This is a genomic window from Micromonospora sp. DT228, from assembly GCF_049841595.1.
In the GTDB taxonomy this organism is placed as follows: domain Bacteria; phylum Actinomycetota; class Actinomycetes; order Mycobacteriales; family Micromonosporaceae; genus Micromonospora.
This window is the reverse complement of record NZ_JBNCKO010000008.1, coordinates 64,346-87,032: the sequence shown is the minus strand read 5'-3', so window position 1 is coordinate 87,032 and position 22,687 is coordinate 64,346. Positions and strand designations below refer to the sequence as shown.

The 22,687-nt window shown below is 74.2% G+C and carries 17 protein-coding genes and 1 riboswitch; of the genes, 7 read left to right on the top strand and 10 right to left on the bottom strand.

The genetic code is table 11. The features are described from left to right. Positions 1-23: 23 nt before the first annotated feature. Complete coding sequence (locus tag ACLQ29_RS17800; protein WP_425772645.1) at positions 24-4,691, top strand: ATP-dependent helicase; 4,668 nt, start codon at positions 24-26, stop codon at positions 4,689-4,691. A 26-nt stretch (positions 4,692-4,717) separates the two neighbouring features. Here the strand turns inward: ACLQ29_RS17800 and ACLQ29_RS17795 are convergent, their stop codons facing one another. Then, positions 4,718-5,314, bottom strand: coding sequence for a hypothetical protein (locus ACLQ29_RS17795; protein ID WP_425772644.1), 597 nt, complete (start codon positions 5,312-5,314; stop codon positions 4,718-4,720). Between the two features lie 145 nt (positions 5,315-5,459). On the opposite strand from ACLQ29_RS17795, the gene ACLQ29_RS17790 reads away from it, so the two are divergent. From ACLQ29_RS17790 to ACLQ29_RS17780, 3 genes are read left to right on the top strand one after another with little or no spacing between them, the layout of a single operon-like run. Continuing rightward, a complete protein-coding gene (locus tag ACLQ29_RS17790; RefSeq protein WP_425772643.1) occupies positions 5,460-5,954 on the top strand; it encodes a GNAT family N-acetyltransferase in 495 nt (164 codons plus the stop codon). A 9-nt stretch (positions 5,955-5,963) separates the two neighbouring features. After that, complete coding sequence (locus tag ACLQ29_RS17785; protein WP_425772642.1) at positions 5,964-6,764, top strand: SAM hydrolase/SAM-dependent halogenase family protein; 801 nt, start codon at positions 5,964-5,966, stop codon at positions 6,762-6,764. 25 nt (positions 6,765-6,789) lie between these two features. Beyond that, positions 6,790-7,032, top strand: a complete 243-nt coding sequence (locus tag ACLQ29_RS17780; RefSeq protein WP_110566168.1) for a CPCC family cysteine-rich protein — start codon at positions 6,790-6,792, stop codon at positions 7,030-7,032. Between the two features lie 25 nt (positions 7,033-7,057). Here ACLQ29_RS17780 and ACLQ29_RS17775 read toward each other — a convergent pair whose 3' ends face one another. Further along, on the bottom strand, positions 7,058-8,305 hold the full coding sequence (locus ACLQ29_RS17775) for a hypothetical protein (RefSeq protein WP_425772641.1): 1,248 nt from the start codon (positions 8,303-8,305) through the stop codon (positions 7,058-7,060). Positions 8,306-8,414: 109 nt separating this feature from the next. Here ACLQ29_RS17775 and ACLQ29_RS17770 point away from each other — a divergent pair, with 109 nt between their 5' ends. Together ACLQ29_RS17770 and ACLQ29_RS17765 are read left to right on the top strand one after the other, a co-directional pair. Further along, the gene (locus ACLQ29_RS17770; RefSeq protein ID WP_425772640.1) at positions 8,415-9,215 is read left to right on the top strand and encodes a DNA-formamidopyrimidine glycosylase family protein; all 801 of its coding nucleotides are present in this window, start codon (positions 8,415-8,417) and stop codon (positions 9,213-9,215) included. Positions 9,216-9,379: 164 nt separating this feature from the next. Beyond that, positions 9,380-12,997 (top strand): hypothetical protein, encoded by a 3,618-nt coding sequence (locus tag ACLQ29_RS17765; RefSeq protein ID WP_425772639.1) that lies wholly within the window; start codon positions 9,380-9,382, stop codon positions 12,995-12,997. A gap of 24 nt (positions 12,998-13,021) precedes the next feature. Here ACLQ29_RS17765 and pspM read toward each other — a convergent pair whose 3' ends face one another. From pspM to ACLQ29_RS17730, 7 genes are all read right to left on the bottom strand, one after another. After that, positions 13,022-13,807 (bottom strand): phage shock envelope stress response protein PspM, encoded by a 786-nt coding sequence (gene pspM / locus ACLQ29_RS17760; RefSeq protein ID WP_425772638.1) that lies wholly within the window; start codon positions 13,805-13,807, stop codon positions 13,022-13,024. A 23-nt stretch (positions 13,808-13,830) separates the two neighbouring features. Continuing rightward, positions 13,831-14,703 carry a PspA/IM30 family protein gene (locus tag ACLQ29_RS17755; protein WP_425772637.1) on the bottom strand — a complete coding sequence of 291 codons (873 nt, stop codon included), beginning with the start codon at positions 14,701-14,703 and terminating at the stop codon, positions 13,831-13,833. 203 nt (positions 14,704-14,906) lie between these two features. Continuing rightward, positions 14,907-15,347 (bottom strand): helix-turn-helix domain-containing protein, encoded by a 441-nt coding sequence (locus ACLQ29_RS17750; protein ID WP_425760488.1) that lies wholly within the window; start codon positions 15,345-15,347, stop codon positions 14,907-14,909. A 287-nt stretch (positions 15,348-15,634) separates the two neighbouring features. Then, positions 15,635-16,195 (bottom strand): CinA family protein, encoded by a 561-nt coding sequence (locus ACLQ29_RS17745; RefSeq protein ID WP_425772636.1) that lies wholly within the window; start codon positions 16,193-16,195, stop codon positions 15,635-15,637. Between the two features lie 218 nt (positions 16,196-16,413). After that, on the bottom strand, positions 16,414-17,004 hold the full coding sequence (gene pgsA, locus ACLQ29_RS17740) for a CDP-diacylglycerol--glycerol-3-phosphate 3-phosphatidyltransferase (RefSeq protein WP_393375300.1): 591 nt from the start codon (positions 17,002-17,004) through the stop codon (positions 16,414-16,416). 65 nt (positions 17,005-17,069) lie between these two features. Continuing rightward, a complete protein-coding gene (gene rimO, locus ACLQ29_RS17735) occupies positions 17,070-18,578 on the bottom strand; it encodes a 30S ribosomal protein S12 methylthiotransferase RimO (protein WP_425772635.1) in 1,509 nt (502 codons plus the stop codon). Positions 18,579-18,684: 106 nt separating this feature from the next. Continuing rightward, a complete protein-coding gene (locus ACLQ29_RS17730; RefSeq protein ID WP_425772634.1) occupies positions 18,685-19,608 on the bottom strand; it encodes an ornithine cyclodeaminase family protein in 924 nt (307 codons plus the stop codon). 130 nt (positions 19,609-19,738) lie between these two features. Next, positions 19,739-19,803, top strand: a riboswitch (guanidine-III (ykkC-III) riboswitch). A gap of 60 nt (positions 19,804-19,863) precedes the next feature. Here ACLQ29_RS17730 and sugE point away from each other — a divergent pair. After that, a complete protein-coding gene (gene sugE, locus ACLQ29_RS17725) occupies positions 19,864-20,178 on the top strand; it encodes a quaternary ammonium compound efflux SMR transporter SugE (RefSeq protein WP_393375291.1) in 315 nt (104 codons plus the stop codon). A gap of 26 nt (positions 20,179-20,204) precedes the next feature. On the opposite strand, the gene ACLQ29_RS17720 is transcribed toward sugE, so the two are convergent. After that, positions 20,205-22,661: a DNA translocase FtsK 4TM domain-containing protein gene (locus ACLQ29_RS17720; protein ID WP_425772633.1), complete on the bottom strand. Its 2,457-nt coding sequence runs from the start codon at positions 22,659-22,661 to the stop codon at positions 20,205-20,207. Positions 22,662-22,687 lie beyond the last annotated feature (26 nt).

The following is a 22,687-nucleotide window of genomic DNA, read 5'->3' as shown; positions in this document are numbered from 1 at the left end:
TACCGGCGGGGCAGGATGGACCGGTGACCGGGGCAGACGCAGACGCCGGCGCGGTGCTCGCCGGCTTCGGCCCGGCCACCCGCGCCTGGTTCGAGGCCGCCTTCGCCGCTCCCACCGCCGCGCAGACCGGCGCCTGGCGGTCGGTCGCCGCCGGCCGCAGCGCCCTCGTGGTCGCACCCACCGGTTCCGGCAAGACACTCGCGGCCTTCCTCTGGTCACTGGACCGGCTGGCCCGCGAGCCCGCGCCGGCCGAGGCGCGGCAGCGGTGCCGGGTGCTCTACGTCAGCCCGCTCAAGGCCCTCGCCGTCGACGTGGAACGCAACCTGCGCGCGCCGCTGGCCGGCATCCGGCAGGCGGCCACCCGGCTGGGCGTCGCACCGCCCGACATCACCGTCGGCATGCGCACCGGCGACACCCCGGCCGACGAGCGACGCGCCTTCGCCCGCACCCCACCGGACATCCTCATCACCACACCCGAGTCGCTGTTCCTGCTGCTCACGTCCGCCGCCCGCGATTCGCTGCGCGGCGTCCAGACGGTGATCGTCGACGAGGTGCACGCGGTGGCCGGCAGCAAACGCGGCGCCCACCTCGCCCTCTCCCTCGAACGCCTCGACGAGCTGCTGCCCGCTCCGGCGCAGCGCATCGGCCTCTCCGCCACCGTCCGGCCGATCGACGCCTGCGCGCAGTTCCTGGGCGGCGCCCGCCCGGTCGACGTCGTGCAGCCGGCCACCTCGAAGACGATCGAGGTGAGCGTGCAGGTCCCGGTGGAGGACATGACCCGCCTGGACGAGCGGGAGCAGCCACCGGAGGACGATCTGGGCGGCCCCGGGCCGCGTCGGGCGTCGATCTGGCCGGCCGTGGAGGAGCGGGTCTTCACCCTCATCGGGCAGCACCGCTCCACAATCGTCTTCACCAACTCCCGCCGCAGCGCCGAGCGCCTCTGCGCCCGGCTCAACGAGCTGGCCGCCGAAGCGTTGGCCTCCGCGTCGGGCGAGGGCGCGATCGTCGTACCCGAGGGGTTGTCGGCCGGCGACGACCCGGCGGCCGACGACGACCCGGTGTCCGGCGCGCAGCGGTGGGGCGGGCCCGCCGGTCCGCTGCGCAACCGGCCGCCGGCCGAGGTGATGGCCCAGTCCGGCGCGGCCAGCGGCGCGGCGCCGGTGATCGCCCGCGCCCACCACGGCAGCGTCTCCCGGGAGGAGCGCAAGCACATCGAGGAGGCGCTCAAGTCCGGCCAGCTCCCGGCGGTGGTGGCCACCTCCAGCCTGGAGCTGGGCATCGACATGGGCGCGGTCGACCTCGTGGTGCAGATCGAGGCCCCACCGAGCGTGGCCGCCGGGCTGCAACGGGTCGGCCGGGCCGGGCACCAGGTGGGCGCGGTCTCCCGGGGGGTGGTCTTCCCCAAGCACCGCGGCGACCTGCTCTCCTGCGCGGTGGTCGCCGAGCGGATGACCGACGGCGCGATCGAGGAGCTGCACTACTCGCGCAACCCGCTGGATGTGCTGGCCCAACAGATCGTCGCGATGGTGGCACTGGAGCCGTGGCCGCTCGGCGACCTGGCCGTGCTCGTGCGGCGGGCCGCGCCCTTCGCCGAGCTGCCCGACTCCGCGCTGCACGCCGTGTTGGACATGCTCTCCGGCCGCTACCCGTCCACCGCGTTCGCCGAGCTGCGCCCCCGACTGGTCTGGGACCGGGCCACCGACCTGCTCACCGGCCGCCAGGGAGCGCAGCGACTGGCGGTGACGAGCGGCGGCACCATCCCCGACCGTGGGCTGTTCGGGGTCTTCCTGGCCGGCGCCGAACGGGCCGCCCGGGTCGGCGAGTTGGACGAGGAGATGGTCTACGAGTCCCGGGTCGGCGACGTCTTCCTGCTCGGCTCGTCCTCCTGGCGCATCGAGGAGATCACCCCTGACCGGGTGCTGGTCTCGCCCGCCCCCGGGCAGGCCGCCCGGATGCCGTTCTGGAAGGGCGACCAGCTCGGCCGCCCGGTGGAGCTGGGCCGGGCCATCGGCGCCCGGGTGCGGACCCTGCTGCGACAGAGCGACGAGGCGGCCCTGGCCGCGTTGCGGGACGGTGGGCTGGACGACTGGGCCGCCGGCAACCTGATGGCATACCTGCGCGAGCAGCGCGAGGCCACCCGCTCGCTGCCCGACGACCGCACGGTCGTGGTCGAGCGGTTCCGCGACGAGCTGGGCGACTGGCGGCTCGCCGTGCACAGCGTCCTCGGTGCCCGGGTCAACGGGCCGTGGGCCCTCGCGGTGGGCCGCCGGCTGGCCGAGCGGTACGGGGTGGACGCCCAGGTGATGCCCTCCGACGACGGCATCGTGGTGCGCCTGCCGGACACCGCCGACGAGCCGCCCGGCGCCGACGTGGTGGTCTTCGAGCCGGACGAGATCACCCAGCTGGTCGAGGAGTCGGTCGGCACCTCCGCGCTGTTCGCCGCGCGCTTCCGCGAGTGCGCCGCCCGGTCGCTGCTGCTGCCCCGCCGCGACCCGCGCCGCCGGCAACCGCTGTGGCAGCAGCGGCAGCGCGCCGCGCAACTGCTCGACGTCGCCCGCGAGTACGCGGACTTCCCGGTCACCCTGGAGGCCGCCCGGGAGTGCCTTCAGGACGTCTTCGACCAGCCGGCGCTGGCCGGGCTGATGCGCGACCTGGCCAGCCGGAAGGTACGGCTGGTCGAGGTCGAGACGAGCGCGCCGTCGCCGTTCGCCCGCTCGCTGCTCTTCGGCTACGTCGGCGCGTTCCTCTACGAGGGCGACGCCCCGCTTGCCGAGCGGCGCGCCGCCGCGCTCGCCCTGGACTCCACACTGCTCGGTGAGCTGCTCGGCCGGGTCGACCTGCGCGAATTGCTCGACCCCGCCGTGCTCGCCGAGACCGACCGGCAGCTGCGGTGGCTGACCGAGCAACGCCGACCCCGCGACGCGGAGGACGTGGTCGAGCTGCTGCGGGTGCTCGGTGACCTGAGCGACGCCGAGTTGACCGAGCGGGACGTGCCGGAGACCTGGCTGACCGAGCTGGAGGCCACCCGGCGGGTGCTGCGGGTGCGGATCGCCGGCGAGCAGCGCTGGGTGGGTGTCGAGGACGCCGCCCGGCTACGCGACGCGCTCGGCGTGGCGTTGCCGGTCGGGGTGGCCGAGGCGTACCTCGCCCCGGTGGCCGATCCGCTCGGTGACCTGGTGGCCCGCTACGCCCGCACCCACGGGCCGTTCGCCGCGGCCAGTTGCGCGGCCCGCTTCGGGTTGGGCGTGTTCGTCGTCGAGCAGGCGCTGCGCCGGCTCGGCGCCACCGGGCGGGTGGTCTCCGGGGAGTTCACCCCGGATTCGGCCGGCGCCCAGTGGTGCGACGCCGAGGTGCTGCGGATGCTGCGCCGCCGCTCGCTCGCGGCGCTGCGCCGGGAGATCGAGCCGGTGCCACCCCGGGCACTGGCGGCGTTCCTGCCCCGTTGGCAGCAGGTCGGCTCGTCCGCCCGCGGGGTGGAGGCGCTCGCCGCGACAGTCGAGCAGTTGCAGGGCGCGGCGGTGCCCGCGTCCGCCCTGGAACGGTTGGTGCTGCCCGGCCGGGTCGCCGACTACTCCCCCGCCCAGCTCGACGAGCTGTGCGCCAGCGGGGAGGTGCTCTGGGCCGGGTCGGGGGCGATCTCCGGGGGCGACGGCTGGGTCACCCTGGCGTACGCGGACGCCGCCCCGCTGCTGCTCCCGCCGCCCGACGAGGCGCTGACCCGCACCCCGCTGCACGACGCGGTGCTCGACGCGCTCGGCGACGGGCAGGCGCTGTTCTTCCGGCCGCTGGCCGACCGCGTCGGCTCGACCGACGACGCCGCCCTGACCGGGGTGATCTGGGACCTGGTCTGGGCCGGGCACCTCACCAACGACACCCTCGCCCCGCTGCGCGCGGTGCTCGGCGCGGGCGGCGCGCACCGCTCCCGGCCGTCCGCGCCGCGTACCCGGTACCGACGGCCCGGCCGCGTGGCGCTGCCGACCCGGGGTGGCCCGCCGACGGTCGCCGGTCGCTGGTCGCGTCTTCCGGAACGGGACGTCGACCCGACCCGGCGCGCCGCCGCCCTCGCCGACGTGTTGCTGGAACGGCACGGGGTGGTCACCCGCGGCGCGGTGATGGCCGAACAGGTGGTCGGCGGGTTCTCGGCGGTCTACCCGGTGCTGTCGGCGCTCGAGGAGCGCGGTGCCGCCCGCCGGGGTTACTTCGTCGAAGGGCTGGGCGCGGCGCAGTTCGCGGTGCCCGGTGCGGTGGACCGGCTGCGCGCGCTGGCCGAGCCGATGGACGGCACCCGGGCTCGGGGAGCGCCGGCCACCGTCCTCGCCGCCACCGACCCGGCCAACCCGTACGGCGCCGCGCTGCCCTGGCCGGACCGGGTGGTCGACTCCGGCGACGGGGCCGCCCCGGCAACCGGGCACCGGGCCGGCCGCAAGGCCGGCGCGCTGGTCGTGCAGGTCGGCGGTGACCTGGTGCTGTATGTGGAACGCGGTGGCCGGACGCTGCTGTCCTTCACCGACGACACCGAGACGCTCGCGGTGGCCGGAAAGGCGCTCGCCGACGCTGTCCACTCCGGCGCGTTGGGCGCGTTGTCGGTGGAGCGGGCCGACGGTGAGGCGGTGCACTCCTCGCCGCTGCGCGACGCACTCACCGCCGCCGGCTTCCGGGCGACCCCACGCGGCCTGCGCCTGCGCGGCTGACCCTCCCGGAGCCAGCGGCGCGCTGCTCAGCGAAGGCCGTCGAGCACCTTCTCGTAGCGTGGGCGGTCGGCCGCCGGGGTCTTCGCCTCAAGGTAGTTGAGCACCACCGCGCCACGGCGGTACGACTGGCCACCCCAGGTCTCCGCGATGTCGCCGGCGCTTGTCTCGTCCGGGAAGACGTACACGGTGACGGCGTCGGTGGCGATCAGCTCGGAGCAACCCAGGCCCAGCCCGTCCGGTCCGCAGTCCACCGAGCGGTCCAACGGGTGCGCCACCTTCAGGCCGGCGGCCCGGAACGCGTCCACGACCTGCTTCGCCCCGGGCGCCCCGGACGGACGTTTGGGCAGCACCACAGGCGGTGGACTGGCCGGTCGGCGCTGCGGCGGCCCCGGCGGGACGACGGAGGGCGCGGCCGGTGGGGGTGGCGCACCGCCGGTGCTGGGCGGGGCCACCGGGGGCGTCGGCGCGCTCGGCGACACGGCGGCCGTCGGGGCCACGTCGGGCGACGCCGGCGAGGCGGTGGGAGCCGCGCGCGACGGGTCGGCGTCGTCACCGCCGCAGCCGGCGGTGAGGGCGACGGCGGCCAGCAGCACCGCGACGGCGGGCACGCTCCGAAGGGTCACCAGGGCAGTCTGCCCCGCACCGCTCGGCGGCGGGAGGGGCCGGTCGGCCACCACGCTGTCCCATATCCGCCATCCACGTCGGCCACCAGTCGGCCGGTACGCTCCGGAGCCGACGCGCCGACGCGAGGAAGGGCGGAGGCGGAACATGGACGGGTTCGAGGTACGGACGGCGCGACCTGCCGAGCGGGCCGCGATCGACGCGCTGCACGAGCGCGAGTGGGGTGGCCCGTACGTGGTCGCCCACAACACCCGTTACGACGTGCGTACCCTTCCGACGCTTGTGGCTGTCGACAGCGCGGCAGTGGTCGGCGCGCTGACCTACCGCGTCGACGAGGATGCCCTGGAGGTGGTCACCCTCGTCGCGGCGGTGCCCGGCCGGGGCGTCGGCACGGCCCTGCTGTCGGCGGCGACGTCGATCGCGGCCGAGACCGGGCTGGCCCGGGTGTGGCTGATCACCTCGAACGACAACCTGCGGGCGTTGCGGTTCTACCAGCGGCGCGGCCTGCGGCTGGTGCACGTCGACCGGGGAGCGGTGGACCGCGCCCGGCAGCTCAAGCCGGAGATCCCGCTGGTGGGTGAGGACGGCATACCCCTGCACGACGAGCTCGTCCTGGAACGGCGCACCGGCGTCGAGGGTTAGCCTGCGGGGATGTCCGCCACGCCCTGGATATCCCTGACCACCGACTACGGCCTCGCCGACGGCTTCGTGGCCGCCTGCCACGGGGTGATCGCCCGGCTCGCGCCGACCGTCCGGGTCATCGACGTGACCCATCTGGTGCCACCAGCGGACGTGCGGCGGGGCGCCGCCGTGCTGGCGCAGACGGTGCCGTACCTGCCCGTGGGTGTGCACGTGGCGGTGGTCGACCCGGGGGTGGGCACCGCCCGGCGGGGGGTCGCGCTGGCCACCCCTGGTGGGCTGCTCGTCGGTCCGGACAACGGGCTGCTGCCGGACGCCGCCGGCGCTCTCGGCGGGGTGACCGCGGCGGTGCGGCTGGCCGAGCCGCGCTGGCTGGCCGAGCGGGTGTCCGCCACGTTCCACGGACGGGACGTCTTCGCGCCGGTGGCGGCCCGGCTGGCGCTCGGCGCGCCCCTGGCCGAGGCGGGGCCGCCGGTCGACCCGGATGGCCTGGTCCGGCTGCCGACGCCGACGCTGATCGCCGACGACGAGGGCTTCACCGCCGAGGTGTTGACCGTGGACCATTTCGGCAACGTCCAGGTGGCCGCATCGGCGCACCTGCTCGACGGGCTTCCGGCGGAGCTGCGGGTCGGGCCGCCCGGTGCGGAGCCGACCCGGACGGCCGTCCGGGGACGGACCTTCGGCGACGCCCCGGCCGATGGCCTGGTGGTGTACGTCGACTCGGCCGGGCTGGTTGCGGTCGCGGTCAACGGCGGGCGGGCGGTGGACCTCCTTCGGGTGGCCCCGGGTGACGTCCTGCGGGTTTCCGGCTGATATTCGACTGTGGAATGCTGCCCCGGTGGGTGAACAAGTGGTTCCCGTGGGCTGTCCCTGCTGTGCATCCCGGACCGGTGGGGGGACCTGCCCGGTCTGTTTCTGGACCGACGACGGCCAGACCGACGCCGACGCCGACGCGGTCCGGGGTGGCCCCAACGGCGACCTGAGCCTCTCGCACGCTCGACTCAACTACGCCGTCTACGGCGCCAGCCACCCGCGCTACCAGGACATGGTGCGCCCGGCCCGCCCCGACGAGCGCCCCTGAGGACACCCGACGGGGCGAGCACGGGTCAGCAGACCGGCACGACGCCTCCATACACCACCGAGATGTACGCGTGACTGACGTACTGGCCGGTGGCCAGCCGGTCCCAACGGGTGGTGGTGCCGTAGGGCCCGGTCACGGACTGGCCGGTGACGTAGCACTGGATCGGCACGTTGGCGAACCGGGCAGCGAGGCCACGGCTCGGGTACGACGTACTGGCCCCGGTGCGGATGGTGAGCGGCCCGTCACCGACCACGCCGCGCAGCCCGCCACCGGTCCACAGGTAGGCGACGTCCACCCACGCGTTGGTGGTCAACTGGAGACCGTCCCAGAAGGTGCCGTCGGCCAGGTCGACGGCGGCCGGGTTGAGCACCGTCCTGCCGAACTGGTCCCGCCCGCCGTTGAAGCCGGACTGGTAGGCGGCCTGCGCCTCGGGTCGGCCCTGCCCCAGGATCTTCCAGTTCTCCCGCACCGCCGACGGGTTCCAGTAGTCGTCGCGGGTGTTCCACGGCCCGACGTCCCAGACCGGGGCGTACTCGCAGCGGGAGCCGCTGGTGGTGCAGACCCGCACGGAGTAGTCGCCCGAGTTGAGCGGGGACAGGCTGCGCCGCGACGGTAGCGCCACGAAATGGTCCCGGGGTTGCACGGTGCGGCCGTTGGCGGTCTGCTGGCCGACCAGGCCGATGCGGGTGGCGTACACCCGGTAGGTGAGGCCCGGCGTGGCCTCGGCGACGACGGCGGCCGTGTCGGCGGTGAGCTGGACGGCGCGCACCGTCGCGGTGGCACCGCCGGTGGGCGCGGTGAGCACCACGCGGCTCTGCACCCGGCTCACCGGGTGGTCGAAGACGGCGCCTGCGGTGGCGGTCCGCCACTCGGTCCAGCCACTGACCCGCCAACCACGGACCTGGGCCTCGACAGTGGCGCCCGCCGGCACGTCGGCACTGACCTGGGCGCGGACCCGGGTGGCCGGCCGACTCAGGGTCCGGGGAGCGCTCAGCAGCATCCCCTCGGCGACTGCGCTGCGCGGGCTGCGTCCGGCGGGCCGGGCCTCGCGCAGGCGCAGCCCGGCGGCGGTGCGCCGGACGTTGACGTCGTCACGGTCGACGACGGACAGGTCGGCGTTCCACCGTTCGCCGCCAGGTGCGGCGGCGGTGCGGGTGAGCGGGCTTCCGGCGGCGGGAGTCTGGCTGGTGGCGGGTAGGAGGGTGGCGGTGAGGGCGAGGGCGAGGGAGGCGACGAGGGTGAGGGACCGAGTACGACAATGCAGCCTTGACATAGGCATTCTCCTCAGAACTCCCTGACCCTCGCATGTCCGGAGATCAGGAGGAACCTGTGTACAAATAGCGACACATGCGAATCCTGCTCGAATGAGGGAGAATGGCAGCGTGCCCGAAGGCGACACCGTCTGGAACACCGCGCGTGTGCTGCATCGCGCGCTCGCCGGCGCGCGGATCACCGACAGTGAATTCCGCGTGCCCCGGCTGGCGACCACCGACCTCACCGGTTGGACCGTCCGCGAGTCGGCCAGCCGGGGCAAGCACCTGCTGCTCCGCCTCGGCGCCCCGGACCAGGCGCACTGGACCCTGCACTCACACCTGCGGATGGACGGCGCCTGGCGGGCGTACGCCCCGGGGGAACGCTGGACCGGCCGGCCCGCGCACCTGATTCGCGTGGTGCTGCGCAGCCCCGGCGCCGTCGCGGTCGGCTATCACCTGCACGAGCTGACCCTCGCGCCGACCGCCGAGGAGGACCAACTGGTCGGCCACCTCGGCCCCGACCTGCTCGGCCCGGACTGGGACCCGGACGAGGCGGTCCGCCGACTCGCCGGCGACGCGGAGCAGACCATCGGCGAGGCGCTGCTCGACCAGCGCAACCTGGCCGGGGTGGGCAACCTCTACAAGTGCGAGGTGCTGTTTCTGCGCGGGGTGTCCCCGTGGACGCCGGTCGGCGCGGTGCCCGACCTGCCCGGCCTGGTGGCCCTCGCCCAGCGGCTGCTGGCCGCCAACCGTGGCCGGTGGACGCAGAGCAGCACCGGTTCCCTGCACCGGGGCCAGACCAGCTACGTGTACGGTCGCCGCGCCCAGCCGTGCCGCCGCTGCGGCACCGCGATCCGCAAGGAGGAGTTGGGCGAGAGGGTCACCTACTGGTGCCCGGTCTGCCAGCCCGACACCCCAGAATCCGGCTGACCAGGGCGGCGATCCGCGAAGTCCAGCCCAGATACGGACGATTGGGTAATTCCTATCCGGCCGTCGGAGTCGCATGCTGCGGTTGAGTGCTCACCGATCGTCAACAGAGCGCCGAGGCAGCCACGCCGGGGTGGCGACCCTCGCGCCCCGACCCGGGGAGAGTCATGGCGTTGTTCCGCAGACTCCGCTCCACCTTCTTCGAACGGGCCACCCGCGACACCGACGGCCGTGTCAACGGCGCGACGGCGTCCGTGCCGGCCGCGCGTACCGCCGAGGAGACCGCCCCGGCGCCGAGCCTGGACCCGGCCGTGCCGCCCCGCTGCTTCGGGCCGGTGCCGAACTTCGCCCACAGCCCTCGCCCGACGCGCGACACCGCCGGGCGGGTGACGCCCGGGAGCGGGCTGCGCAAGTTCGTCGACCCACTGCCCGTCCCGGGCCGGCGCGACGGCACCGACCTCGGCGGCCACCTGCCGGTGGCAACGCCGGACACCATCACCTTTCCGGGCTGCGACTACTACGAGATCGTCGTGCAGGAGTACGCGCAACGGCTGCACCGGGACCTGCCGGCCACCCGGCTGCGCGGCTACCGGCAACTCAACCTGGGCACCGACCCGGCGGGCCACAACACGGTGGCGCCCCCGGAGCGGCCCTGGCACCTCGGCCCGATGATCCTCGCCCGGCGGGGCCGACCGGTCCGGGTGAAGTTCATCAACCACCTGCCGACCGGCCGGGCCGGCGAGTTGTTCCTGCCGGTCGACGACACCGTCGAGGGGGCCGGGATCGGCCCGCTGGACGGGCCCGCCCCGTTCCCGCAGAACCGCGCCGTGCTGCACCTGGCCGGGGCACACACCGGCTGGAACAGCGCCGGCAACCCGGGGCAGTGGATCACGCCGGCCGGGGAGATCACCCCGTACCCGAACGGGGTGGGCGTGACCCACGTGCCGGACATGCCGGCGCCGGGCGCCGGGGCCACCACCCTGTACTACCCGAACGAGCAGAGCGGCCGGCTGCTGTGGTTCCACGACAACACCCTCGGACTGGCCCGGCTCACCGTGTACGGCGGACAGCTCGCCCTCTACCTGCTCACCGACCCGGCCGAGGAGCAGCTCGTCGCCGACGCGGTGCTGCCGGCCGACCAGCTGCCGCTGGTGATCGAGGACAAGACGTTCGTGCCGGACGACGCCCAACTCGCCGCCGAGGACCCCACCTGGGACCGGGAACGCTGGGGCACCCGGGGCAGCCTCTGGCACCCGCACGTCTACCAGCCGCGGCAGAACCCGTACCGGTCCGGCGGACGCAACCCCACCGGCCGGTGGGACTACGGCCCCTGGTCGCGTGATCCCGCCGCGGACAGCGCCCGCGCCGACGGCTGCGTCGCCAACCCGCACCACGACCCGGTCGACGCACCGGACGAGCCACCGCTGCGCCCCGGCGTGCCGTACCCGTCGGCGGTGCCCGAGGCGTACGGCGACACCCCACTCGTCAACGGCGTCGCCTATCCGTACCTGGAGGTGGCGCCGCGCGCGTACCGGTTCCGGATCCTCAACGCCTGCCTGGACCGCAGCCTCAACCTCCAGCTCTACCGGGCCTGCTCCGACGCACCGATGTGGACGGCCGACGGGGCGCTCGCCGAGGCCGAAGCCGGGGAGGTGCCGATGGTGCCGGCGGTGGGGGCCTCGGACCGGCCGCCGGGGTGGCCGACCGACGGACGCGACGGCGGTGTGCCGGATCCGCGCGCCGCCGGGCCGGCGTTCATCCAGATCGGCAACGAGGCCGGGCTGCTGCCCGCCCCGGTGGTGCTGCCGAACCGGCCGGTCGGCTACCGCTACGACCGGCTCGACCCCACCGTGCTGAACGTCGACGGGCACACCCTGCTGCTCGGCCCGGGCGAACGGGCCGACGTGCTCGTCGACTTCTCCACCGTGGCGCCCGGCAGCACGCTGATCCTGTACAACGACGCCCCGGCGCCGCTGCCCGGCTTCGACCCACGCTACGACCAGCACACCGACGCACCGGACCGGACGGCCGAGGGTGGGCCGCCGGGCACCGAGCCGGGGTACGGCCCGAACACTCGTACCCTGCTCCAGTTCCGGGTGGCGGGGGCCCCGGCGCCGCCGTACGACCTGGGCCAGCTGCGGGACCGGCTGCCCGTGGCGTACGCGGCCAGTCAACGTCCGCCGATCGTGCCGCAGCCGGCGTACGACCCGGCGTTCGGCACCCGTACCGCGTCGACGACGACGGTGCCGGTGCACGCCACCTCGGTGACCATCACACCGACGGCCGGGGCGGGCCCGGTGACGCTGCCGATCGCGGTCAAGGCCGTCCAGCAGGTCTTCGAGCCCGACCACGGCCGGCTGGTCGGCCGACTCGGCGTCGCACACCCGCACGCCGGGCCGCTCAACCCGACGACCCTGCCCCTCGGTCCGACCGACCCGGTCACCGAGGTGCTCTTCGCCACCGACCCCGCCGTGCCGTTGGGCGCCGCGACCGACGGCACCCAGCTCTGGCGGATCAGCGGCAACGTCCGGCAGACCGAACCGGTGCATTTCGGCGGCTGCGACGTGCAGGTGGTCAACCGGGTCGGTTGGGACGGCACGCTGCGGCTCCCGCACGGCACCGAGTTGGGCTGGAAGCAGATCGTCCGGGTCAACCCCCGGGAGGACGTGGTCGTGGCGCTGCGCCCGGCCGCCCCGGCCTTGCCCTTCAAGCTGGGTGACAGCGTCCGGCTGCTCGATCCCTGCCGCCCGGCCGGTGCCCGGACCGGCTCGACCCCGGTGAGCCCGGCGGACGGGCGACCCGCCACCGTGGTCAACCACCTGGTCAACCTCGGCTGGGAATACCGCTGGCACAGCCAACTCGCCGGCCACCGCGACGGCGGGATGACCCGGCCACTGGTGCTGCGGGTGACGCCGAAGGCACCGACCGGGCTGACCGCCACGCCGGTGCCGGGCTCGGCCACCGCGCTACCCGCGATCGCGCTCGCCTGGACCAGCAACGGCGGCCGGCCGCCGGCCACCAGTCACCTGCTGCAGCGGGCCACCGACGCGACATTCGACGGGGAGGTCACCACGATCACCGTCGCGGCAGCCGCCACCCGGTACACGGACGCGTCGGTCACTCCCGGGGTGACCTACCACTACCGGATCCGGGCGGAGAACGCGGTCAGCTACTCGTCCTGGTCCAACGGGGTGCCCGCCTCGGTGCACCTGGCCGCGCCGAGTGGCCTGGTCGCGGCACTGCCACCCGCCGCGCCGCTGCGGGCGGCCCTGCGCTGGACGAACCGGTCGTTCGCCACCGGCATCGACGTGCAGCGGGCCACCAACCCGACGTTCACCAGCGGGCCGGGCATCACGGCGATCGGTGCCGGCGACAACCACCTTGACGTCGCGATCGCGCCGGACACCACGTACTACTACCGGGTGCGGACCACCTATCTGGGTGCCGCCTCGGCCTGGTCGACGGTCGCCACGGTGACCTCACCGCCCGCGCCGGGCACCCCGAACGGGGTGGACGCCACGGCGAGCGCACCCGGGCCGGACACCGCGACTGTGGTCCTGGTCTGGGCGGCGAGCACCCCCGCCGGCCCGGGGTCGGGGTTCATCGTGCAGCGGGCGCTGGACCCGGCGTTCGACCGGGAGGTGGCCACCTTCACGGTGACCGGTCGCGGCTTCAGCAACACGGGCTTGACCCGGGGCGTCACCTACCACTACCGGATCAGGTCGTTCAACGTGGTGGGCAGTTCGCCGTACACGGAGCCGGTCCGGGTCACGACGCCGCCGTGACCTGGCCGGCGCGGTGCGGCGCTCTCAGCGGGTCGGCGCGCGCAGCGGAGTGCCGACGCCGCGCAGCTCGGCCAGCGCACCGGCCACCCCGTGCAGCAGGTCGGTCGCCTCGGTGAGCCGGTCGGCCGCCGGGTGCGCGGGCTCCGGTCGGGCATCCTCGGCCAGGTAACCGGCGGCGGCCACCACAAGCCGTTCGTAGGCCGCCACCCCACCCTCCAACTGGGCGGTCAGCATGGCGTGTGCCTCGGCCAGCGGCGGGCGGGCGTCGGCCGGCGCCAGCCGCAACGCCCGTTCGACGCTTGCCACCCGTGCGGCCAGGTCACGCAGCGAACGGTCGGCGGCGGCGGCCTCCAGCACCGCCGGCTCGGCCAGCCCGGTGAGCCGGGGAGCCATGCCAGCCAGGGTGAGCGCAGCCCGGTCCAGTCGGGCCCACTGCTCGCCCGCGCTGGTGCCGCGCAGGGCGATCCGGGAGCGGACCCGGCGGACCTCGGCCAGCACCCCCGGGCCGACCGGCAGCCGCTCCACGGCGGCGATCAGCCGGGCCCGCGACCGGGCCGCGGCCTCCGCCGGGTCGAGGGCGGGCGGTGCCGGCTGGGCGGCGAGGGCACGCACGTCGATCCAACGCCAGGCGGCGAGCGCCACCGCACTGCCCGCGGCGCCGGCCCAGGCCGCGTCGGGCAGACCGAGGCCGGCGTACGGGGTCAGCACCGCGGCCGCGCCACCGAGCCCACCGGCGAGCACGCTCCACCGTCGGGCGGAGCGGCGCAGCCGACCCAGTCTGCGGAAGTACCGTGTCCGCTCGTCTGCCACCCTGACCTCCTCGGTCCGGTCGTTCAGCCGGCGGCTGTCGGGTCGCCGGTGCCCCGCTCACGGGCCATGCTGGCGCGCAGCTCGTCGAGTCGGGCGGCGGCCGTCGGGTCGGTGGCCGGGCCGGCCTTCTCGGCCTGCGGCACGGCGGGTCGTTGCGACGCGCCGCCGAGCTGCTCCCCCGCCATGCTGGAACGGATCTGCTCCAGCCGGGCCGAACCGGCTGAGTCGATCGTCGCCTTCTGGATCTCCAACATCCGACCCTCGACGGAGTTGCCCGCCAGCTCGGCACGGCCCATCGCGTTGGCGTACCGCCGCTCGATGCGGTCGCGCACCTCGTCCAGGGACGGGGTGTTCGTGGGCGCGGTGAGCGACGACATCGACTCCAGCGAGCGGGCCACCGACTCCTGCATCTTGGCCTGCTCCAGTTGGCTGAGCAGCTTGGTGCGCTCGGCGAGCTTCTGCTGGAGGATCATCGAGTTGTTCTCGACCGCACGACGGGCCTGGGCGGCGGCGCCCAGCGCCTGGTCGTGCAGGGTCTTCAGGTCTTCGGTGGCCTGTTCGGAGGAGACCAGCTGGGTGGCCAGGGTCTGCGCCGACTGCTCGAACCGCACGGCCTCGGCCTCGTCACCCTTGGCCCGGGCCTGGTCGGACAGCACCAGGGCCTGCCGGGCGTTGCCCTGCAACCGCTCGACCTCGGACATCTGCCGGGACAGCTTCATCTCCAGCTGACGCTGGTTGCCGATCACCGCGGCAGCCTGCTGGACGAGCGCCTGGTGCTGCCGCTGGGCATCCTCGATGGCCTGCTGGATCTGCACCTTCGGATCGGCATGCTCGTCTATTTTCGCACCGAAGAGCGCCATCAGGTAGTTCCAACCCTTGACGAACGGGTTCGCCATCTCCGCCGTATCCCCTCAGTAACGTCGCTCCACCACGGCCGGCCGGGCCGGATGGACCGACTGGCCACCACCGGCCGATCTCCATCGTCCCAGCCGAACGCCAACAAGGCATCCGTACCGGGCGGTCGACCGCGCCGGCAGCTCCTGTGGGCCACCCTACGCGGCCGGAGCCAGCCCTCCCACGGACCGACCGAGCGGCGGGCTCAGGCGGCGCAGACCACGTCCCGGTCGCGCTCGGTCGGGCGGACGCGTGAGCTGCGCAGCGTGGCCTTGAGCGGCGAGTCCTGGCGGACCGAGACGGCGACCTTGCCATCGGAGGTGACCTGACGGACGCCCCGGCCGGTGTTCTTGGACACCGCCCCGGCGTCGGCCGACTCGTCCTGCATCGAGACGAGCACCTCGGGCATCTGCTCGGCGAGCGCCACGGTGTCGCTGACCTCACGGAGAAGCTCGGACAGACGGGCACCGAGGGCGTCACAGATCGCGGCGAGCAGCTCGCTGGACGGCTCCTTGTGCCCCCGCTCGATCTCGGAGAGGTAGCCGAGGCTGACGTTGGCGGCGGTGGAGACCTCACGCAGCGTGCGCTGCTGCCCCTGCCGGCGCGCCCGCAGTGCGTCACCGATCACCCGGCGTAGCAGGATCATCGCACCTCCCCCTGAGGGATACCTCGCGCCCGGCGCTGGGCGGCCGGCCGCGGCGGACCGCGCCGACCCCGAAACGTCGGAGCCTTCCCGCAACCGTACCCGTTGCGAGCCCCGCCGACATCCCGCCCCGCCCGTCGGTTCGCCGAGACGGGCTCACGTCGGGCGGCGCCGACCGCTCCCAACTGCCCGGACGCCCGGGGCCGGTCGCGGAGTCGGCTTTCCGGGCGAGGGCCACCACCGCGTCGGTCCGCCCCCGCGGCGGATGCTGCCCCGTTCGTCGACCGGCCTTAGGTCGTGGGCAGCGCGGCGGTCGCCGTGTCGGCGGCGTGGATCCGCTCGGCGAGCAGCCGCAGCGCCTCGACCACCGCGCCGGCGCGGACATGGTCGCGCCCGCCGCCCAGGTCGAGTTGCCGGACCGCACCGCCATTCGGGCCGGCGACCGCGACGTAGACCAGGCCGACGGGCTTGCCGTCCTGCGGCTCCGGGCCGGCGACGCCGGTGGTGGCCACTCCCCAGTCCGCGCCGCAGCGCCGGCGGCCACCCGTGGCGAGCGCCGCCGCCACGTCCGGGTCCACCGGCCCCCGCTCGGACAGCAGGTCGGCGGGGACGTCGGCCAGGGTGCCCTTCAACTCGGTGGCGTAGACCACAAGGCCGCCCCGGTATATCCCGCTGACGCCGGCGATGTCCACGATCGATGCGGCCAGCAGCCCGCCGGTGAGTGATTCGACGGTGGCGAGCGTCTCGTGCCGCTGCGCCAGCCGGTGCACGACTCCGGCCGCCGCACTACCCACCTCGGCGTCGTCCGCCGCACCATCCGCCGGCCGCTCACGACCCGTGTCCCGCTGCATCAATCAGTCCTTCCCGCCACACCCACACCCTTCCCCACCCACCAACCCCCAACCCTGCCAACCCCAACCCCCCCACCCCCCACCAGACCCGCTCGCGTCGATCATGAGGTTATCGTCGCGACACGCCGCGCCGGATGCCGAAAACCTCATGATCAACGGGGGTCCGGGGCGGGGGCAGCCGGGGGCGCGGGGCCGGGGGCGGGGGCCGGGGTGGGGGTTCAGCGGGGGCGGCGGAGGCGGAGGGCCTGGGCTATGTAGTCGAAGCCGGTGGCGACCGTGACCAGGACGGCGGCGGCCATGATCCATGGGCCGACGGCGGCGAGGGCGGCGGGCATCGGCCAGAGATACCAGGCGATGGCCAGGATCTGGAGCGCGGTCTTGACCTTGCCGCCTCGGCTGGCCGCGATCACGCCGTGCCGGATCACCCAGAACCGCAGCCCGGTGATGCCCAGCTCGCGGACGAGGATCAGCGCGGTCACCCACCAGGGCACCTGGCCGTACCAGGAGAGCAACACCAGGGCGGCGCCGGTGAGCGCCTTGTCGGCGATCGGGTCGGCGACCTTGCCGACCGACGTGACAAGCCCGAACCGGCGGGCGATCCAGCCGTCCACCAGGTCGGTCGCCGACGCCACCGCGAAGATCAGACAGGCCGCCATCCGCCAGCCGGCGTGGGTCATCCCGGACATGATCACCGAGGCGGCGAAGACCGGCACCAACGCGAGCCGCAGGGCGGTGAGCGCGTTGGCCGCGTTGACGATCGGCACCACGGCGACCACCCGGGCCGGCGTCGACTCCGTCGCCCCGGTCACCGCCGCGCTCCGTGGCGTACCCGGCACCGCACCACTGGGCTCCCCCGCTCCGCCTGGGCCCACCGTCACCGTGCCGCGCCGGGCGCCGCCGAGATCATCTCATCCGGCACCGCCAGCAGGTCCACCCCTTCGGTGCCGGTGACCGTTGCGCGTACCAGGTCACCGGGTCGCAGCGCGGCGAGGTCGACCCCACCCTCGGCCGGGGCGACCAGGGTGGTGGAACCGTCCACCTCCGGCGCCTGGTGCGCCGCCCGGCCCTCCACCACGCCGTCTTCGATCGAGTCGACGAGCACCTCGACGGTGGAGCCGAGCCGGTCCTCGGCCCGCTGCGAGCAGAGCTCGTCGGCGAGCGCGCTGAGCCGGTCGTAGCGCCGCTTGATCGTCGCGGCGGAGACCTTGCCGGGCAGGCCGGCGGCCTCGGTGCCGTCCTCGTCGCTGTAGTCGAACATGCCGATCGCGTCCAGCCGGGCCTCGGTCAGGAACCGGACCAGCTCGTCGACGTCGGCGCGGGTCTCGCCGGGGAACCCGACGATGAAGTTGCTCCGCGCGCCCGCGTCCGGGGCCAACGCCCGGGCGCCCGCGAGCAGCTCCAGGAAACGGTCGGTGGAGCCGAAACGTCGCATCCGACGCAGCACCGGCTCGCTGGAGTGCTGGAACGACAGGTCGAAGTACGGGGCCACGCCCGGGGTGTTGGCGATCGCCTCGACCAACCCGGGGCGGGTCTCCGCCGGCTGGAGGTAGCTCGCCCGCACCCGGACGATGCCGGTCACCGCGGCGAGCTGCGGCAGCAGCTTCTCCAGCGCGCGGGGGTCGCCCAGGTCCTTGCCGTACGAGGTGGAGTTCTCACTGACCAGCACCAGCTCCCGTACGCCGGTCTTGGCCAACCACTCCGCCTCGGCGAGCAGCTCGTCCGGGGTACGCGAGACGAACGCCCCGCGGAAGGCGGGAATGGCACAGAACGCGCAACGCCGGTCGCAGCCGCTGGCCAGCTTCAACGAGGCCACCGGGCCGGTGTCCAGTCGGCGGCGCAGGATCTGCCGCAGGTGCGCGGGGGTGTGCTCGTCGGTGTCGACGGCGGTGCGGCTCACGGTGCCGTGACCGGGCAGCGACACGGCGCTGTCGCGCCGCTTCACCGGGGTCAGCGGGAGCAGCTCGCGCCGGTCTCGCGGGGTGTGCGCGGTGACCTGCTCACCGGCGACGACCGCGTTCAGCCGGGCGGCGATGTCCGGGTAGTCGTCGAAGCTCAACACCGCCTGCGCCTCGGGCAGGCTGTCGGCCAGCTCCCGGCCGTACCGCTCGGCCATGCAGCCCGCCGCGACCACCTTGGCGCCGGTCCCGGCGGCGGCGAGCAGGGTCTGGATGGAATCCTGCTTGGCCTTCTCCACGAAGCCGCAGGTGTTGACGACAACCACGTCGGCGCCCTCGCCGTCGGTGGTCACCTGCCAGCCGTCGGCGTGTAGCCGTGCGGCCAACTCCTCCGAGTCGACCTCGTTGCGGGCGCAGCCCAGGGTCAGCAGGGCGACGCGACGGCCCTCGGCGTTGTCAGCGGGAGCGGGAGAGGTGGCAGACACCATCCGAGGGTACCGGGCCGTCCGGGGAAGCCCACGCACGCGGGGCTGCGGTGACGACCCGGGCGCGCGGCTCGGCACCGAATCGGTCACCCGGGTTCCCCGCCGGCGCTCAGCGAGCCACGGCGCCCATGCGGGTCAACGCGTCGAGCAGGAAGACCTCGGTGCCGGCCAGGCCGGTGGAGCAGAAGACCGAGATCTGGTCCGCGGTGGTCCGGCCGGGGGCGGCGCCGGCCAGGACGCCGCCCAGGTCGCGCAACCGCCCGGCGTACGGGGGCGTGGCCGCGAGCATCGGCGGCTGGTAGTCCGCCGCCTGTGCTGGCGAGTCGGTGACCAGCAGGTCGGCGGCGTCCAGCAGGTCGGTGCCGAACTCGCTGCGGTCACGCTGCTTGAAGCCGACCGCGTTGAGGTGCGTGCCGGGGCTGAGGTCGGCGGCGCGGAGCACCGGGGTCGGGCTTGTCGTCGCCAGCACCACGATGTCCCGCCCGGCGACGGCCGAGCCGGGGTCGGTGACCGTCCGGGCGGGCACGCCCAGCTCGGCGCGGACCCGCGCGGCGAAGGCGTCCCTCCGGGCGGCGGAGCGGCTGTGCACCACCACCTCGCGCAACGGGCGGACCGCGGCGGCGGCCCAGACCTGGGTCCAGGCCTGCCGGCCGGAGCCGACCACGCCGAGGGTGGCCGCGTCCGGGCGGGCCAGGGCGTCGACCGCCAGGCCACCCAATCCTCCGGTACGACGGGAACCCAGCTCCTCGCCCACCGCGACCGCCCGGATCGCCCCGGTGCCCGCGTCGTGCAGCACCACCACCTGCTCACTCCGTGGGTGGCCGAAGGTGTCGTAGGAGCGGAAGCCGTACCACTCGCCGACCAGGTGTCCGGCGGTGAGCACCAGCCGCCCACCGCTGAGCGGAGCGGCGGCCCGAGGCGGGGCCACGAGACGTCCCTCGTACGCGGCCAGGAGGGCGGCCCGCATGACGTCGACGGTGGTGGCGGCGTCCAGCGCGGCGGCGACCTCGGGGTCGGCATAGATCAGCGTCATGGTGGCCATCCTGCAAGTTAGAGTCAAGTGCAGGTCAAGACGGGGTGGCGGGAGTCACTGCGCCACCGGCGCGAGCCGCCACGCCCGACCCGTCCAGCCGCCACGACGGCCGACCGGTGCTAGCGTCGGCGTCGGTGGCCCGCGGCCACCCCGGACGAGTGGTGGGCGTACCCGGTCAGGCCAAGACGCCCCGCGACGTGCAGACCCGACTCGTCCCGGCCCCGGCGGCCCGGGCACTCCCGCGTGAGGTGAACGATGGCCTGGCTGGTATTGGTGATCTCTGGACTGTTGGAGACGGCCTGGGCTGTCGCCCTGGACCGCAGCGCCGGCCTCAGCCGGCTGGTCCCGTCCGTGGTGTTCGCGGTGACGCTGGTCCTGAGCATGGCCGGCCTGGCGTACGCGCTGCGCGAGATCCCGGTCGGCACCGGTTACGCGGTCTGGGTCGGCATCGGCGCGGTCGGCACGGCGCTGGTCGGGATGCTGGTGCTCGGCGAGTCGGCGAGCCTGCCCCGGATCCTGTGCCTGCTGCTGGTGGTCGCCGGCGTGATCGGCCTGAAAATCTTCCACTGAGGAACCGTGGTGCGGGTGACCGTCGGTCAGTCCACGTCGCCGCGTAGGCCGGCCAGGACCTCCTCCAACTCGTCCGGCTTGACCAGCACGTCACGCGCCTTCGACCCCTCGGACGGCCCGACCACCCCACGGGTCTCCATCAGGTCCATCAATCGGCCCGCCTTCGCGAAACCGACACGCAGCTTGCGCTGGAGCATCGAGGTCGAGCCGAACTGCGAGGTCACCACCAGCTCCACCGCCTGCACCAACAGGTCGAGGTCGTCGCCGATGTCCTCGTCGATCTTCTTCTTGGTCTCCTGCGCGGGGGCCAGCACGTCCTTGCGGAACTCCGGCTCGCGCTGGTCCTTGCAGAACTTCACGACGTCGGCGATCTCGCGCTCGGTGACCCAGGCGCCCTGAATGCGTACCGGCTTGGAGGCGCCCATCGGCAGGAAGAGCCCGTCGCCGCGGCCGAGCAGCTTCTCCGCGCCCGGCTGGTCGAGGATGACCCGGGAGTCCGCGAGCGAGGAGGTGGCGAACGCCAGCCGGGACGGCACGTTCGCCTTGATCAGTCCGGTCACCACGTCGACCGAGGGCCGCTGGGTGGCCAGGACCAGGTGGATGCCGGCCGCTCGGGCCAACTGGGTGATCCGGACGACCGAGTCCTCCACGTCGCGCGGCGCGACCATCATCAGGTCGGCCAACTCGTCCACGATCACCAACAGGTACGGGTACGGGCGCATCTCCCGTTCGCTGCCCGGCGGGGCCTTGATCTCGCCGTTGCGGACCTTGCGGTTGAAGTCGTCGATGTGCCGGACCCCGTTGGCGGCGAGGTCGTCGTAGCGCATGTCCATCTCGCGGACCACCCAGTCCAGCGAGTCGGCCGCCTTCTTGGCATTCGTCACGATGGGGGTGACCAGGTGCGGGATGCCCTCGTAGCCGGTCATCTCGACCCGCTTCGGGTCGATCAGCAGCAGGCGTACCTCGTCGGGGGTGGCCCGGGTGAGGACGGACACCAGCAAGGTATTGAGGCAGCTCGATTTTCCGGCACCGGTGGCCCCGGCGATCAGGATGTGCGGCATCTTCGCGAGGTTGGCCACCACGTAGCCGCCCTCGATGTCCTTGCCGAGCGCCACCACCATCGGATGGTGGTCGCTCGTCGCCGCACGTGAGCGCAGCACGTCGCCGAGGGCGACGTTCTCCGGATCGGTGTTCGGGATCTCCACGCCGACCGCGCTCTTGCCCGGGATCGGGCTGAGGATCCGCACGTCCGGCGACTTCACGGCGTACGCGATGTTGCGGGAGAGCTGGGTGATCCGCTCGACCTTGACACCGTGGCCCAGCTCGACCTCGTAGCGGGTGACAGTCGGGCCACGGGTGAAGCCGGTGACCGCGGCGTCCACGTCGAACTGGTCGAACACGCCGGTCAGCGCGGCGATCACCTCGTCGTTGGCCTTGCTGCGGGTCTTCGCGGCGGCACCGGCGCTGAGCATGTTGGGCGGTGGCAGGGTGTAGTCGCCGGCCAGTCCGGTGAGCGCGAGCTGCTCGGCGCGCGTCGGCGCGGGCGAGTGCTCCGGCGGCTCGACCGGCGGGCGGCGGCTCGCCGGCACCTTCGCCGGGGACTTGCGCGGCAGCACCATGGTTTCCTGGAGGTCCGCGCCGTCCAGGTCCTCGAAGTCGTCCGCGTCCACCGGCGCAGGCGTCCGCTTCGCCGGCCGCTTCCGCGGCCGCTGGGCGGCCGGCTCGTCGGCTTCCTCGGCGGCCTCCGGTGTGGCGACCAGCCCGCCGGCCAACAGGCCCAGCCGCTCCGGGATCTTGTTGATCGGTGTCGCGGTCACCACGAGCAGACCGAAGAGCAGCAGCAGGATCAGCAGCGGCACCGCCACCCAGGCGGTGACCGCGCGCTCCAGCAGCCCGCCGATGCCCGCGCCGACCAACCCGCCCGCGAAGTCCCGCTGTAGCGGATTGGCCGGGGCCTGACCGATGTGGAGCAGTGCGGCGGTCGAGACGAGCAGTGAGCTCCAGCCGATCAACCCGCGACCCCGGTGCTCCGGGTCGGCCGGCTGACGCATCAACCGCCACGCGCCGATCATCAGCAGCACCGGCACGACCACCGAGATCGCGCCCAGGAACAGCCGGATCGTGTCGGCCAGTTGCGCGCCCACCGGGCCCGCTCCGGAGAGCCACAGCGCCACGGCGGTGAGCAGGGCGAACCCGAACATCAGCAGCCCGGCGCCGTCCCGGCGGTGCTCCGGGTCGAGGTCGCGGGCGGAGGCGGCCTGCCGACCGGCGGCCCGCACCGCCCAGCCCATCCCGTGTGCCACGCCCATCCACAGTGCGCCCACCGCGCGGCCCACGTAGACGGCCGCGCCGGGTCGCGCCGGCGTCGTACGACGCCGGACCGGGGCCCGGGTCTTCTTCGCCGGTTGACGGGCACGACTGTTGGTGCCACCGCGCGGCGACGCGCCGCGCCGCCGGCTCGCCTGAGAGGTACGGCCCGCCATAGAGTCACGGTAACGGTGGGGCCGGG

Excerpts from the sequence above, each read along its gene's own strand:
- ACLQ29_RS17730 (WP_425772634.1), bottom strand. The coding sequence starts at position 19,608 with ATGACGCTGATCTATGCCGACCCCGAGGTCGCCGCCGCGCTGGACGCC.
- ACLQ29_RS17755 (WP_425772637.1), bottom strand. The coding sequence starts at position 14,703 with ATGGCGAACCCGTTCGTCAAGGGTTGGAACTACCTGATGGCGCTCTTC.
- sugE (WP_393375291.1), top strand. The coding sequence starts at position 19,864 with ATGGCCTGGCTGGTATTGGTGATCTCTGGACTGTTGGAGACGGCCTGG.
- ACLQ29_RS17775 (WP_425772641.1), bottom strand. The coding sequence starts at position 8,305 with ATGTCAAGGCTGCATTGTCGTACTCGGTCCCTCACCCTCGTCGCCTCC.
- ACLQ29_RS17785 (WP_425772642.1), top strand. The coding sequence starts at position 5,964 with ATGTCCGCCACGCCCTGGATATCCCTGACCACCGACTACGGCCTCGCC.
- ACLQ29_RS17790 (WP_425772643.1), top strand. The coding sequence starts at position 5,460 with ATGGACGGGTTCGAGGTACGGACGGCGCGACCTGCCGAGCGGGCCGCG.
- rimO (WP_425772635.1), bottom strand. The coding sequence starts at position 18,578 with ATGGTGTCTGCCACCTCTCCCGCTCCCGCTGACAACGCCGAGGGCCGT.
- ACLQ29_RS17745 (WP_425772636.1), bottom strand. The coding sequence starts at position 16,195 with ATGCAGCGGGACACGGGTCGTGAGCGGCCGGCGGATGGTGCGGCGGAC.
- ACLQ29_RS17720 (WP_425772633.1), bottom strand. The coding sequence starts at position 22,661 with ATGGCGGGCCGTACCTCTCAGGCGAGCCGGCGGCGCGGCGCGTCGCCG.
- ACLQ29_RS17750 (WP_425760488.1), bottom strand. The coding sequence starts at position 15,347 with ATGATCCTGCTACGCCGGGTGATCGGTGACGCACTGCGGGCGCGCCGG.
- ACLQ29_RS17765 (WP_425772639.1), top strand. The coding sequence starts at position 9,380 with ATGGCGTTGTTCCGCAGACTCCGCTCCACCTTCTTCGAACGGGCCACC.